Origin of the sequence: Levilactobacillus fujinensis (assembly GCF_003946335.1) — a bacterium.
GTDB classification, from domain to species: Bacteria; Bacillota; Bacilli; order Lactobacillales; family Lactobacillaceae; genus Levilactobacillus; species Levilactobacillus fujinensis.
This window is the reverse complement of the sequence record NZ_RHNX01000010.1, coordinates 1-13,803: the sequence shown is the minus strand read 5'-3', so window position 1 is coordinate 13,803 and position 13,803 is coordinate 1. Positions and strand designations below refer to the sequence as shown.

Genomic DNA, 13,803 nt, shown 5'->3' with positions numbered 1-13,803 from the left:
TTAACGCAACAAATTACGCATAACTGTTGCATTTATGGGAGTGAGTCTTTATGGTTGGTGTGAAAAATAATCGCCGGGCCCAGTACACTCAGCAGGTGATTCAAGAGACCGTGCTGTCCTTATTGGAAAGTAAACCGATCAACGCGATTTCCGTCACCGAAGTCTGTGAACAGGCCGACGTTAACCGCACCACGTTCTACCGGTATTATAACGACATTTATGATTGCGTCGAAAGCATCGAGAAGGCCTTTGTGACCTCGCTCAATCCACTGGATGGGGAGACACCCACCCAGGCCTTGGAACACCTACTGACGGCTTTTTATCGCGATAAGAAGCTCAGCAACCTCGTCTTTGTCGAGGGCAAGACCCAGTTGTTGGAACGCATGCAGGAGTTGATGAGGACAAGCGGACCGGAACCACCGTTGATCAACAACTATCAGGGGGTCTACATTGGGGCCGGGCTCCAAAGTATTTTGAAAAAATGGGTCAAAGATGGTATGCCGGAGACCCCACAACAGCTGACACGTATCATTATCGACACTATTCTGGCGAAAGATTTGGATGATATGCGTGACGTGGTGTTGTAGGTGGTTTAGTAGGCGCAACTCGTGTTATTAATAAAATTATGTGAAAATCACGTAAATGTGCACGAGAAATATTACATTTTGCCCGAAATGCCGGGAAACAGTTGTCTTTTTGCCTGGCATTATTTATCATGGTATCTGACTGTATGGAATTATATGGAAGAAAAATTAAGTGAGGAACACATCACAATGAAGAAAATGATTATTCATGGCGGCCAACGCCTCACAGGTGAAGTGACGATTGGCGGCGCTAAAAATAGCACAGTAGCATTAATTCCGGCAGCAATTTTAGCTGATACACCGGTTCGCTTCGATACGGTACCGGATATTCTTGATGTGCATAACCTAATGTTAATTTTGAAATCAATGAACGTGCACTCGACGTTTGAAGAGGGGGTCTTGACCATTGACCCTACGGAAATCGTAGAGGCACCACTCCCAAGTAAGGCCATCAAGAGCTTACGGGCGTCGTATTATTTTATGGGGTCCTTGTTGGGGCGGTTCCAACGGGCCACACTAAGTTTTCCTGGCGGCGACAATATTGGGCCACGGCCAATCGACCAGCACATTAAGGCATTCAAAGCTTTGGGTGCTTCGGTCGAGGAACATGATGGAACGGTCCGCATCACGACTGGACCTGAAGGCTTACACGGGGCCCGTATCTTCTTAGATATGGTCTCTGTTGGTGCGACGATCAATTCCATCTTGGCGGCTGTTAAAGCGGTCGGCACAACGGTGATTGAAAATGCGGCTAAGGAACCGGAAATCATCGATATTGCGACCTTCTTGAATAACATGGGTGCTCACGTCCGTGGGGCGGGAACCGATGTGATTCGAATCGAAGGTGTTGCCACGTTGCGGGCGATGAATACACATACGATTATTCCGGACCGGATCGAAGCCGGTACTTATTTGTCGATGGCGGCTGCAGTGGGGGATGGCGTCGTTTTGAAGAACGTCATTCCAGAACACTTGGAAGCCTTCACCGCCAAAATGATTGAAATGGGTGTGCCGTTAGAAATCAACGAGGACAGTATTTATGTGCCTCGCGCGGACAACTTAAAGCCCATTCAGATTAAAACGATGCCATTCCCAGGATTCGCGACGGACTTACAACAGCCAATTACGCCGTTGTTGTTCAAAGCAGATGGGAGTAGTGTGGTTATCGATACGATTTATCCCAAACGAATCAAGCACATTGCCGAGCTGCGGAAGATGGGCGCCAATATTCGTTCTGAGGAGGGAACCATTGTGGTCGACCCGACGAACGATCTGATGGGGTCACAGGTCCAGGCTGGTGAAATTCGGGCTGGTGCATCGCTGGTGATTGCTGGGTTAATGGCCGATGGCGATACGGAGATCAGCCAAGCGGATAATATCTTGCGCGGATACGATCGAATCGTAGATAAATTAACGGCGTTAAACGCCGATGTAGAAATCGTTGAGGATAGTCTGGTGGAGAATGGCCAAGATTAGCCATTGCCGCAGGCTTGGTTTCATGTTATAATTCAACGGTTGACGATTAAAATCAATCTCTGTTCCAGTAAATGGTTCAGGGCAAAGGAGCGTAATACATTATGAAGCAAGGAATTCATCCAGATTACCACGAAGTTGTGTTCCAAGACTCAAGTACTGGTTTCCAGTTCTTGTCTGGTTCAACGGCAACTTCAGCTGAAACGGTTGAATGGGAAGATGGTAACACTTACCCATTGATCCGTGTCGAAATTTCTTCAGATTCCCACCCATTCTACACTGGTAAGCAAAAGTTTACTCAAGCCGATGGTGCTGTGGATCGTTTCAACAAGAAGTACGGCTTATCCAACGACTAATTATAAAATTTATGATTTGTCTGATCCGGTACGGTTTATCCGTTACCGGATTTTTTTGTGCAGTTATTGCGGTTGAAAGATCCTAAATACCGTCACGATGCTACTGAGACTAGAATTGAACAACTGAATCTGGTTTATTGCTTTGGCAACTGCCAGATATTGGCTGAAGCCGATGAGTGAACTTTCTGCTGATTTGATAGAAAAGTAAGATTGGAGACGCGGTCCTTTAGAGGTTTCAAGTTGTGTTTGCACCGTTTCTCGCCTAAATTTGCCGGCTGGGAAGATGATGATAGGGCTATATTGCCTAGCTTTAGCTACAGTATTGTTGCGAGAACGGTCAAAATAGGTGTTTTGAAACTTTCAATCCTTAAATTACAATGCAAGCAGTCGGGTACTAATTAAGTTGTGACGTCAAGGGTGCTTACACAGACAAATCAAAATTATAGGGGGACTAGTTGCGGTGGGAGTATAGCCTTAATGGCGTAAAATTATATTTGGCAGAAGAAAATAGCACCTATTTACAGAAATAGTAGACAGGTTGGGGCAATGATCCGCGCGTTCGGTCATTAATTGAAGAAATACAGGCGATAGGTGGTTTGCGGTGGACGGTGAGTTAATTAAATACTTATCTATGGGTAAGCGTTTTGGCACGCCACAGAACGTTGCATTGCTAATTGGTAAGTGGCCAATCAGGTACGGGTAACCACCGATCAGTAAGTGACCGGTCAGGTTGTGATAACTACTTTGTGGGTCTTTAGGTGCAGACCACGAGATAATTATGAGAGAACTTGACAAGCTGTAGGGGAATGGCGACCGGTTTAAGGGGTGTGACACGCGGCCGGGACAATTCCTCTCGGAACAGAGAAACGAGCAGCATTGGCGCTGTTAGGCACCCTGACAAGCTATTTTGTTTCCGGTACCCCCCAATCGTTCCTGTTTCCTTTTTGTAAGAAATAGGGTAAACTTCACAGCGAAGAGATAAATGGGGAAGTGGAAAACCATGGCAGAGAAGCAACAACCCAAGAAGCACCGGTGGCGGTGGTTCTGGTCGGTAATTTTTCTAGTGTTAATTGTGATTTCATTGGGTCTGATTTTTAACGAGCAGATCAAGAATTGGTTGATTTCGTCCTATCAACCACAGATTACGCAGAAGTCAGTTAAGAAAAATGAGAAGCAAAAGGCTTCCTACGACTTCAGCAAGGTTAAATCCTTAGACTTCTCGACGGTGGCCAAGGCGCGTTGGAATACGGCTGATATTCACGTAGTTGGGGAGATCCTCATGCCGCAGTCTAAGATTCATTTACCGATTGCTAAGGGCGTCAGCAATGAAGTGCTTGCTTTAACGGCGGGAACCATGCGACCAGACCAGACAATGGGGCAAGGAAATTACCCGTTAGCTGGGCATCATATGAGTTCACAAACGCTCTTGTTTAGTCCACTCTATTGGAAGACCAGAGTTGGTCAGTCTATCTACCTAACTAATGCGAAGAAGGTCTATGTGTATAAGGTCAGCGTGCGTAAGTTTATTCCAGCGACCGACGTACAGGTGGTTGCGCAGACGCAAAAGAAGTTGGTCACACTGATTACGTGTGATGCAACTGGTGCTAACCGGTTAATGATCCAGGGGACTTACGTCAAGCAGATGGCTTATAAGAACGCACCAGCATCGGTTCAAAAAGGGTTTCAAGGAAGTTTTAACAATAAATATTGAAGGGAATCCTTCGAAAAATGACGTTTTTTGCCCAAAAAGCAAAAAATGTTATTTTTTTATGATTTTTTATGCTTGTGAAATTTTTAAGGCGCCTTTAAGACTGTAATGTCGATAGCATGGCTATTTGCAAGGGCTTTCAAAGGTTGCGTTACAATACCAGCGACTAATCTAACTGAGCAAACACCCTATGAACAAACATTGAAATTCGCTTATCAAACGATATTTTTCAAGTTAGTCTACCAAAAGTACCAACTGTACTGTAGTGATGAATGAGCAACAAACGTTGATATAATAACGTTTTAACTGTAATGACGTTTATACTATAAAACGATATTGATGGGATAAAAGAATTCTACAGGACGCGTTTTGTACCACACATGATTAATTGTGGACAGAACTCAAAATGCGTGGTACTATAACAATGTAATCAGATGAGAGGTCATCAGATGATTCAAACAAACACCATGAAAATGGTACGTTGCAAGTTGAAGAGGCTACAAGGATCAAGGATGTGAGGATGGGACAGCGATGCGATTTAGAAAAATAGGATTGCTGATACTGAGCCTGCTAATCGTCGGTTGGGGATTTCCAATGGCCGTTCGGGCCGATGTCCAGCAATCAACTTATACGGTAGAGTTAACACCGCCAAAGTCATCCACTTCCGGAACATTGGAATCGGGTAACGACGGGGACCTCGTGAATGAGGGCTCTAACAGCGGAACGACGATACCAACGAACGTGAGCAATTCGGGTTCGGGGGCTACCGTCAGTCAGAGTGCTGACAAAGGAACGCCAGCTACAAGCCAAGGTTTGACCGGACGCTTACCTCAAACTTCTGAGGAACGCGCAGGCCTAGGGGCCATGGCGGGTATCATCCTAATGTTGTTCGTTTGGATAGGGATTTTAATTGGTAGAAGAAAAGACAAGGACAATCAAGTTGAGGGAGATAAATATCATGACTAAGAAAACTTTACAATTACTTGCTACTGCTGCACTCGTTGCTGGATTTGGATTCACGACTGTAACTGCTAACGCCGCAACTACCAGTACTGGGAAAGACACGACGGCTACTGCAACTTTGAACACGCCAAAGCCTGACACGACTGACCCTGGTGATGCTGGTGGTATCAAATTAGTTACTGTTCCAAATATCGACTTTGGGACTGCAACTTTGGATGCTAGTTCTGACTTAACTTTGGACACTAGCAAGGTTCCAGCAGGAACTGATAAAGATGGTAATGCTACTGGGGTGCAAGGCAGCATCGATAACCCTGTACAAGTTAAGAATGCTGGGTTCAGTACCGGCTGGATCGTTCAAGTATCCACTGCCGATGCGATGAAGGATGCTGGCAAAACGCATCAACTGACCGGTGCACAAATGGTCTTAAATCCAGGGGCATTGACTTCTACCAACGTAGGTGCTGATGGGACAACCGTTGACAGTACGACGGGCGCTCCTACAACCCAAGTTGTAAAACTTAATGGTGGGGCTGCTAATGGTGTTCAAACTGTTATGTCCGCTGCTGCAGGCGATGGTATGGGAACTTGGAACGAAGCATTCACAAATGCCACGATCAGCATCCCTTCACAAACTGTTGCTGGTGTTTACACCGCTAACCTGAACTGGCAATTAACTAACGCCCCAACTAACACAGTGGCCTAAGCTTTTAAATTAAAGCAAGGGGGGTTGCGCAGTGACTAGATATCTGTTATTGATAGTAGCTTCGCTAGCTCTGGGAACTGGTATTACGGGTACCGCGCTTGCGCAGTCCACTGATTCGGGTGCGAGAACTTCACATGCGGAAGCCACACTTAATCCCAATGAAGACACTTCACCCGTTGATCCGAAAGATCCAAATGGATCGGGCAATGAATTTCCGGGTGAGGGAACAGATTCCACAGGTAAATTGACTTTGGATTACGTTTCTAATTTAAACTTTGTTCAGCAGGGAATTAGTGGCACTCAGATAGTTTCAAATGCCACTAACACAAAGGCTTTCGTTCAAATTAGTGATAGAAGGTCAACCGGTGCTGGCTGGCAATTGCAAGTGAAGCCGAGTGCCCTAGTGGGTGATAAGGATTCAACAGCCATTTCTCAAGCGAGTATCGAATTAGGTGCGGCGAGGTTTATTCCTTCAGGAAAAAATGTTAGTGGAACACCTAGCGTCGTTGCGACATCAACCCAATTACTGCCAATTGGAAGCTATTCATTAATTGGTAGGGCTGGCAAGAATGCTGGTATGGGTACTTGGATTATGAACTTAAATTACGATGCAAGTGCGCCTACTAAGTTACTTGTGATGAGTGCTGCTGTTACACAGCAGCAAACGTATCGCGGCACACTATCATGGTTGTTGTCGGATACACCACAATAAGGAATATTTAGATGATAGCGGTGACGACAGTCATCGCTATTTTTGGTATAATGTAGGTATTATGTGAGAAGTCGGAGGCTGGAACCATGAAACGATATTTGCGAATATTAATGTTGTTGGGGGCTATATTTGTCTTTGGTTCATGGGGGCAAGCTGTCGCTCATGCGGACGGGGTAGGATTTTCCGTTGCAGCGCAATTGCCTAAAAATCAGGATGATAAATCCGTAACCTATTTTGCGTTACGGGTTAAGCCAAATCAGAAGCAAAAGCTGGGAATTATTATCGCTAACTCAGGAAAAAAGAAAGCGACTTTCCAGTATGGCGTTAACCAATCGATTACGAATGATAATGGGGTCATTGATTACAGTAACCATAATCCTAAAAAAGATAGCTCATTAAAAATTGGGATTAGTGATATTTTTATTGGATCGCGTTCGCAAAAGGTAACGATTCCTGCTAAGAGTAAAAAGGTAGTTTACGTTACATATAAGATGCCGGCCGATAAAATAAAAGGAATGATCTTAGGTGGTGTCTTCGTTAAGAAGATGGGCTCTACCAAGGGTAACAGTTCAAAGGGTGTTAATATTAAAAACCAGTTCGCATATGTTATCGGTGTTCGCTTACGTGAAAGTAGTGCGTACGTTGGGCCTAACATGAAGCTGAATACGGTTAAGGCCGGCCAGATTAACGCCTATAACCAAGTTCAAGCTAACTTACAAAACCCAGAACCCGGAATTATGTCGAACCTAAAGATTAAGGCTAAAGTGACGAAACAAGGTGAAAGTAAGACTGTCCTGAGCAATGAAAAAGCAAACATGGCGATGGCACCTAATAGTAACTTTAACTACTCAATTCCTTGGGGGGACACCAAACTTGCAGCGGGAGATTACACGTTAACTTTGGATGCTTCTGCCAAGGGTGGGTATACTTGGCACTTTGTTAAGAACTTTAGTATCACGCAAGCACAGATCAATTCGTTAAAGAACAAAATTAATACGCCACAACAAAAGAATTACTTCTGGTGGTTCGTTGCTGGTGGTATCTTGATTCTCTTGTTGATCGCAATCATTATTTACCTCTTGTGGAAGCGTCGCCGAGATGACGATGAGTACTACGATGACGATGATAGTGATGAAAAATAACTAAATAAATTGGCATACTGAAGCGTCATGGTGGACGGAAACGACTAACTGTCGGATTCATTCACCGTGACGTTTTTTACTATGCCAAGCGAAAGGTTGAAAGCCAAAATGTTTGCGTTACTCTTGCGATAGTAGGAATTGTCACAGCTAAATTAGTGAAAACAGCCGCACTCCGGCCGCCAGGGATTGGGGAACGCTTCCAGCCAAACACAGGGCCAATGGACACGTTCGAGTCATGCGAATGTGACAAGAGCTAAGTTAGGCAGGTAAAGTTACAAACATAAAAGGTTATATAAAGAACGTTTACGGGTTAATTAGGGGGCAAGACACCACTAAATTTATTTTGAGGTTAAAAAATTGTCCTACAAAGTTAAGTTTTAAGGGTGATTGGAATTGCTCACAAGTTAGTATATTTACACAACTAGCTAACCATTCTTCGTTTAAAGTGTTTATGGAATTAATTGCGAGTTTTAGACATGAACAGCTTTGATTATTCGCCTTTATACCGTATAATGGGGTTAGGCAGATAGCCTAGAACTAGGGACTAGCATCTGATTACGGGTGGAAATGGGCTTAAATGACGCATTCCACATAAATGACTAATTGTAACGTCTAAAATGACACCTAATTCTGTTAAAAATGTGTCACCCGATTGTGAATTTACAGTCAATGTGAACTGCTGACGTGGGTTTAGTGGTTATGCTATTTAATTTTACCCATAAAACAATGCGCACATTGGCCGTTGTTCTTGGGGGCGATTACGGAAGTCAAAGATAGAGGGGAGAAATCGCCCATGAAATGTAAGCGATTATTAGTCGCATTGGTCAGCGCGTTTGCAATTTTGGGATTGGGCCAGCCACTGATTGGTCATGCGGATGCGGCGGCAGATGCCGACCTTGCAAGTGCAAAGGCGTCAATGCCACAAGGCTTGCCCATTGAGCAGTATTTTAATGTACCATCATTTAATAATGCTACAATGACTAATTCAGCGGACGTGACACCGTTGAATTCAAACAATACTCAGGCCGTGCAGTTAACAAATGACGTTGGACAATTGGGAACGATCTGGGCAAAAAAAGATGATTTTTACTTTGATTTAAACCAGAAACAGAAAGCCTCAATGTGGATGTATTTCGGCAATGGCGCTGTGGGTAAAATGGGCGATGGTATGGCCTTTGTGATTCAAAATCAGGGTGCAAACGCGACCTCAGTTGATAAAGATGGCAACCCTCGAGGACAGGAAACAATGGGGGTCTGGGGTTTCCCCGATGATGTTTCGAATTATTACCCGACCTTAGTCGGTGCACAAGCTATTCAGAAGAGCTGGGCGTTGGAATTTGATACGTTTCCTAATACGAGCTCGAGTGTCACTGTTGATCAGGCCAAGGCTGCCACTAGCTTTGATTTGGGAACTGGCAATCAAAATACTTCTGGAAACGATGCTGTGATTACTGGAAAACAGCATATTGCGGCTGCCTATCCGGCGGCGACCGGGCAGGGTGCAACTTACTATCGTAAACTGACAAAATATGATAGCGTCACGTATTTTACCAAAATGAATCATAATGGTCCCATTGCAAATAGTGGAAGTTGGTTGACTAATGGGGCTTGGCATCATCTAACCGTGCAGTACACACCGCCTACAACGAGTGGTGGTAAGGGTGACGTGGTATACACAATCAACGATAAGGATCCCAATACGGGAGAGGCAACGACGTCAGACGTTCAGCAGTCGAATCATTATGAATTAGATCCAACGACGGTTGACGATGGAACGGGCCACGCCTATTGGGGCTTTACTGGATCGACAGGGGCCTATGCCGAAAATAACCTGGTGGTCTTCGAACAAATTCCTGGTTTAGTGGATGCCGATGCATCTACTAGTATTCATAACCAGGCGGACAACAGTGCCGTGACCAATGGCCAAATCATCATGGGTGGGAGCCGCTTGCGTCTGGACTATAATTTAACGTATAATTCCGGACGGAGTGAGTGGCAACCCAAAGCCAAGATTAGTATGCCTAGTGGTTTTGTCCCCAAGTCTGGTGTGGTGACTTATGCGAATGGGACGACGCAGACGATTGATCTTGCTTCGGCTCAGAGTGCGCAAGAGTTGAATTTTGCGCTGAGTGAGGCTTTGGACAACAAAAATAAGACAGCGGACATTACAATTTATGGTCGGCAAGACAACCCGACAAGCTCGACGGCTACCATTAGCGGTACCACGAGTAAGTTTGTGGGAACTTACGGGGTTGCGACGGCAGATATGGTGCCCTATACAGTGTACAAAGCCACGACGCAATTTAGAATTGGGTGGCTCGCTGGTGAAAGCTACGATTCGATTATGACTGAGCCTAATCAGGATGTGACCGTTAAGGGACAATTTAAGCTATCAGGGTCGCCGATCACTAGTGGCGGGTTCACCTTGCAAGGGAGTTTGAATGGCTTGCCAATCGATGATATGACTATCGATCCTAGTTCTGTTTCTGGAAATACAACGAGTGGCTACACGGGAACGTTCTCGTACACGGTGCCCGCGGCTAAATTGCAACACGGGAAAAACGAATTGCTATTGCATCTCCTAAGCTACGATGGCTATACAACTGATGATCTCATTTCGGATATTACCGTCAGCGGGCCATTAGCATTTGGTAACGTTGACGATAATGTATCATACACGGCCGACTTGACCGGTTCTCATATGTTAGTTCCGCGAGACGGACCGTGGCAAATTAATGTTGATGATCAACGTGGTACGGGGTCTAGCTGGCAGTTGACGGCGCAAATGTCTGCGCCGTTGCAGGCCAGTAATCTGCCCGCGACGACGATGAATTTGGTCTACAAATCCTCGGCAGACGCGACGCCGGTTGTGCTGGGATCATCGACCGAAGTTGTGGCTAAACGGACGACCACCAGTGATGATGATTCGTTTAATGCGACTAGTCAGTGGAGCGACGATTCTGGCCTCTTGCTGGATGTTAGCAGTGGGGCCGTTGCTGGGACCTACACGGGCACAATTCAGTGGGGACTGGAGAACGCACCAGGATAAACAATGAGTTGAATACGTTTGAAAGTAGCTGCTATATCTGGTCGACAACGACTAGCTGTAGCAGTTATTTTTGTGGTGACTAATTGGGAGGCACATAGGCGAAGACGCTTTTTTCGAGATTGATTGCCTGATGCAAGGAAAACCAGGACTTAAAATTCCGGTTACACTTTTACTGGTATGGCTAGGACCATTCGGAAGTTAGTGCGCTTCTTTTGGATTTCGTAATCAGACGATAAATCTGTCGTAAGTATTGCTACTAAAGGAACCAGCTGTATAAATAGGATAATAATCAACTATGATTAAATTAATTTTTGACCTTTACCTTTTTGGTTCTGATGGTATACTATATTTAGTGATAAGCTTTAGTGAAGGACATGGTTAGCCGCAGTTAAGTAAGTTCACCGGTAGTACCAGTCACGATAAGATGTAAATAGCATTTTTTCACAAATACATTAACTGGTAAGATAGTAATCGGGTCATAAGTTGAGTGATAGCAGTAAAAAGGACACGAGTAGACTAGGGCGTGCACCGGATGTTTTTTTGCCTGATGAGGGTCGGGCGAAGGGAGCTTTTTTATGAGATTTCGAAATAAGATGTTAGCAATTACTGGAGCTGTTGTGGCCAGCTTTAGTTGGGGGTTGTGGCACGGGACAGTTGTGGGGCAAGCCGTCACGACGGATCCGCAGTCCGTGTTAAATTCAGCACCACAATCACTTAAGGTTGCGGGGAATAGTTATTTTAATAAGCCGGATACGATTGGCTCTGGTACCAGTCAGATTAGCAACGCGGCGCAAATCTTGACGGGGAGCAAGGGCGATGGTGTTTCGCTGACGCAAGATGGTGCGGCGAATACGGGTGGTGCCATTTGGTCTAACGGAAAATCATTTAACATGTACAAAAACCAGCGAGCATCAATGTGGGTGTACATTGGCACCAATGGGGCAACCCCTGGTGACGGGATAGCTTTTGTTCTTCAGAATAGCAGTAATAGCGCCTTTTCCGGAACCGGTGAGTCGTTAGGCGTCTGGGGAGTGGATCCCCGAAAGGCTGGGAGTACCACGACCGACTTACAGAATTCAGCGATTCAAAAGAGCTGGGCACTGGAGTTCGATACGGGAGTTGACCAAACAGTTCCCGCAAAAAACTGGATAGTGAACCAAACGGATCCAAATTCATTTGATATTGGTCAATATACGGCTAATGATGATGGTACGAATCCGGTGTTTAATGGTATTGGGTATAATCCGGGCTCGGGTAATGATGATATTAATGAAACAATTAAAGGGGAACACATTGCGTCAAATTATCCTGATATGAACACCTCTTATTACGCTTATCCACAAGCAGGAAAGTTCTTTACCGGATATGGTGGTATTTTTAACATCCCGCAATACAGCTACGGTACCTACAATTACTTTGGCCTTGCTCACCGGGGGTTGATCCGTGATAATTCCGGGGATCGGTTCATGTCCTTGGGGAACTGGCAACACATTACGTTAGACTACACGGCGCCCACTGATGGTGGCAATACGGGGACCATCACGTATTCCTACAATGATAAAGACGCAACGACCGGAGCCCCTAAGCCCCAGAACAACAATACGTATGCGAGAGAAAGTATCGATCTTTCTAATTTAGATGTCTCTGAATCGGATCCCAACGTCTACTGGGGGTTCACTGGGACGACTGGGACCAACAGTGAAACCAGTGTTGTGGCCTTTGAACAAGTTCCGGGTCAAGCTAATGTGAATTCCACCGCAACGTTGACCGATGAAACTAAGAACAACGCGACGATTACTTCGGGATACGGGGTCAGTGGAAACGATGCCGTGAAGGCGACCTATACGTTAAACTATGAGAGCGGCGAAGAAGATTGGTCCAACATTAAGAGTTCACTGAATTTACCGGCGAACATCAATTGGAACAAAGCAGAAATCTCCTACCCGAATTCAACGACCGCGACCAAGTCACTTTCACCCGCAGATATTAGTAATAATAAATTAGATGTTAACGTGGATAACCTGAATAGTAGCAACAATCAAGCAGTCATTACCCTTGAGGGGACGGCCAATAATGTGGCCGCAACTTCCGCCACAGCGGTGTCTTCATTTGTCGGGGATAATGCGATCACTAGTGCAAAAACTAATAGTTTCAAGATTACAGCGTCACCATTTACTGTCAGTCTTAGCCCTAAGACGATCGCCGCTAACGCGAACACGGCAACGACGGTCAAGGGAAGTGTTTCCTCGACGGATAGTACCGTTACGGGAAGTAACACGACACTCACAGCGACTATGACGGCACCCGATGGGACGGTGACTGACATTGCCGCTAAGGACATTGATTTATCCACGACGGCCAATGCTGCTGGTGGGTATGATTTTACCGTAAATATTGATAAGGTGCTCGCTGGAAGTTCTACAGTTCAGGTCAGCGCTAAGTCGAGCAGTTATAGTGCCAGTGATACGGCAACTGTGACTGGGGGAACCGTTGACTTCGGTGATACCAGCGGGGCAATGACATTTGAGACCACGACGTTGAGCGGCAGTGGGACGCAGACCGTGCCTCGAGATGAATCGAATGGTGCTTGGCGTCTGGATGTGGACAGTTCATTGATTGCTGGGAGTAGTTGGAAAGTGACTGCCAAGACGGCTGGTATGTACAACGATAACGTTCCGGACAGTGAGCTAGATGGGGCCTTGATTTACAAGAACGCTGCTGGAACCACAACCTTAAATAGCGATGATGGTACGGTTGTTTCCAGTGACACAACGGATGGCACGGCTAATTCGACTAACATTGCTAGCGACTGGACCAGTAATTCTGGCATCCTACTCAATGTGAACGGTGGGGCGGTCAACGGCTCCTACACGGGGACGATTGACTGGACACTGGAGTTGGCACCTTAGACGATAACCACAGTAGAATAGAAAGTAACAGGCATCAATGGTGGCACCTTAGAGATGAGGCGCTGATCATTGGTGCTTTTTTGTAGAATTTAGGTGAAGTAGAGATGCAGTATAACTTATTTTGTTTGGCTCTTTGTCAACCGGTGTTGATGGAGGGAATTTCGGAGGTTCAATTCATTTACGAATTGGGCCTCTTTTTTGTAC

10 protein-coding genes are annotated in these 13,803 nt (G+C 45.5%); all 10 read left to right on the top strand.

The features are described 5' to 3' along the window. Positions 1-50 precede the first annotated feature (50 nt). A complete protein-coding gene (locus EKM89_RS05280; protein ID WP_125686383.1) occupies positions 51-587 on the top strand; it encodes a TetR/AcrR family transcriptional regulator in 537 nt (178 codons plus the stop codon). A 186-nt stretch (positions 588-773) separates the two neighbouring features. Beyond that, on the top strand, positions 774-2,060 hold the full coding sequence (locus tag EKM89_RS05275; RefSeq protein ID WP_125686381.1) for a UDP-N-acetylglucosamine 1-carboxyvinyltransferase: 1,287 nt from the start codon (positions 774-776) through the stop codon (positions 2,058-2,060). A 101-nt stretch (positions 2,061-2,161) separates the two neighbouring features. Then, on the top strand, positions 2,162-2,413 hold the full coding sequence (locus EKM89_RS05270) for a type B 50S ribosomal protein L31 (protein WP_048732595.1): 252 nt from the start codon (positions 2,162-2,164) through the stop codon (positions 2,411-2,413). Positions 2,414-3,413: 1,000 nt separating this feature from the next. After that, positions 3,414-4,124 (top strand): class A sortase, encoded by a 711-nt coding sequence (locus EKM89_RS05265; RefSeq protein WP_125686378.1) that lies wholly within the window; start codon positions 3,414-3,416, stop codon positions 4,122-4,124. Positions 4,125-4,652: 528 nt separating this feature from the next. Further along, positions 4,653-5,087, top strand: a complete 435-nt coding sequence (locus EKM89_RS05260; RefSeq protein WP_125686376.1) for an LPXTG cell wall anchor domain-containing protein — start codon at positions 4,653-4,655, stop codon at positions 5,085-5,087. Then, the gene (locus tag EKM89_RS05255) at positions 5,080-5,787 is read left to right on the top strand and encodes a WxL domain-containing protein (protein ID WP_125686374.1); all 708 of its coding nucleotides are present in this window, start codon (positions 5,080-5,082) and stop codon (positions 5,785-5,787) included. Before EKM89_RS05260 ends, EKM89_RS05255 begins: the two co-directional genes overlap by 8 nt. Positions 5,788-5,818: 31 nt before the next feature. Next, positions 5,819-6,499, top strand: a complete 681-nt coding sequence (locus tag EKM89_RS05250) for a WxL domain-containing protein (RefSeq protein ID WP_125686372.1) — start codon at positions 5,819-5,821, stop codon at positions 6,497-6,499. An 86-nt stretch (positions 6,500-6,585) separates the two neighbouring features. Next, positions 6,586-7,641, top strand: coding sequence for a DUF916 and DUF3324 domain-containing protein (locus tag EKM89_RS05245; protein ID WP_125686370.1), 1,056 nt, complete (start codon positions 6,586-6,588; stop codon positions 7,639-7,641). 793 nt (positions 7,642-8,434) lie between these two features. Beyond that, positions 8,435-10,690, top strand: a complete 2,256-nt coding sequence (locus tag EKM89_RS05240; RefSeq protein WP_125686368.1) for a WxL domain-containing protein — start codon at positions 8,435-8,437, stop codon at positions 10,688-10,690. A 575-nt stretch (positions 10,691-11,265) separates the two neighbouring features. Continuing rightward, positions 11,266-13,599: an L-type lectin family protein gene (locus EKM89_RS05235; protein ID WP_125686366.1), complete on the top strand. Its 2,334-nt coding sequence runs from the start codon at positions 11,266-11,268 to the stop codon at positions 13,597-13,599. The last annotated feature ends 204 nt before the right edge of the window (positions 13,600-13,803 follow it).